This is a genomic window from Allobosea massiliensis (assembly GCF_042655245.1).
Lineage (GTDB): Bacteria > Pseudomonadota > Alphaproteobacteria > Rhizobiales > Beijerinckiaceae > Allobosea > Allobosea massiliensis.
The window spans coordinates 1-1,333 of the sequence record NZ_JBHSLU010000001.1 but is presented as its reverse complement, the minus strand read 5'-3'; the positions used below and the strand labels follow the sequence as shown (position 1 = coordinate 1,333).

Here is a 1,333-nt window from a genome sequence, read left to right as displayed (position 1 = left end):
CGCCCTGGCCGGATAATTCTCGGAATCCCGACCGGTTAATTCTCGGAACAGTGGCCGGTTAATTATTGGATTACCCGGCCGGTCGCGTCGGAATCTGCACCCCTTCCCATACGCGACGATCAGCTCTCGCTTGCTCGCGGCGAGGACGTCGCGAATAAGCTTGGTCCGAGCCGGCAACAGCCGCTGATAGTACCCCTCTCGCGTCTCTCGCTCTGCATAAATTGCAGGCCAGCTACTCAGCCTATTGTTGGGGTAGGGCATCAGCTCAGTTAGCAGAACTTCGCCATCGGGCCTCGCAAATTTAGTGTCCTGATAAGCGACCAGCTCAGCGACGCTTGGCTGGGTGTTCCCTTGCCGATGAAGCATCAGGCTGCACGCGACCCGCCAGGTCCTTTGAATGGCGCCGCTATGTCCCGCGTACGCCTCGATCTCACGAAACGAAGATCGCCTAATCAGATCTGCCAAGAGTTTTTCGGGCTGGTTTGCGCCGTAGCCGCCTTCTTCCATACCGATGAAAACGACGGGCGCATCAAGCCTCCCATAGCCGACGAAGTTTTCGATGCGATCCCAGTCAACCATCACCTCTTGCGCCTTTCTCCACCGGCCTCGCGTCGTGACGGATCACGACCCGGCCCCAACTAGGCGGCACGTCGCTGTCACAATCAACCATGACAGGGCGGAAGCTCGTCATTTCTCCTGCCCTTATCACTATCGGCAACAGCTCCGTCGAAGTCGACTACATCGACCGCCGGTGCAATTAACCGCCCGAGAATTGTCACCGCGCATATGAAATGATGCGCGGCGCAGTGCTTATGGAGAATAAAAATTCCCGCCAATCGCCACTTAGTTCCATTCGGAACTCATTGAAATCAAAGCAAATATGATGGGCCTAGATCACATTTTGCGCGCAATAGTTTGTTAGCGCTTCTGGCCTGTGATGCATCCGACTCGACGGTCGACAGGCGTCGAGGCCGTGAGTGGAGAAGGCGCGATTGAGGTCGACGCCTATAGGACAGATATCGTGCGCGTTGGAATTCGGTTGGTATCGCTAAAAGCTATCGTAGCCCTCGTCATATTCGTCGCCGGCGCCGCTACAGTTGGTTCGCTCCTCTTCATCGTCCACAGCCGAAACGCTGCAATCGAGCGCGCCCAGGGAGAGCTGCGAAACTACGCGTTCGTGCTCGCCGAACAGACGGAGCAGGCCCTTCAGGCTGTCGAGTTCGTCCAAAAAGACATCATGGGGCTCTGTGGTCATTTCTACATTAATACACGCTAAGGGCATTTTGCAGGTGACGGGAAACACATGATTTCCGCTCACCGTGATCGCGGGGCA

The 1,333-nt window shown here is 56.3% G+C and carries 2 protein-coding genes; both read right to left on the bottom strand.

Translation table 11 applies throughout. From position 1 onward, the window contains the following. The coding region (locus ACFPN9_RS00010) for a hypothetical protein (RefSeq protein WP_377814848.1) at window positions 1-579 on the bottom strand (579 nt) is incomplete at its 3' end. Between the two features lie 469 nt (window positions 580-1,048). Further along, a partial coding sequence (locus tag ACFPN9_RS00005) for a hypothetical protein (RefSeq protein ID WP_377814846.1) occupies window positions 1,049-1,333 on the bottom strand: 285 nt, incomplete at its 5' end.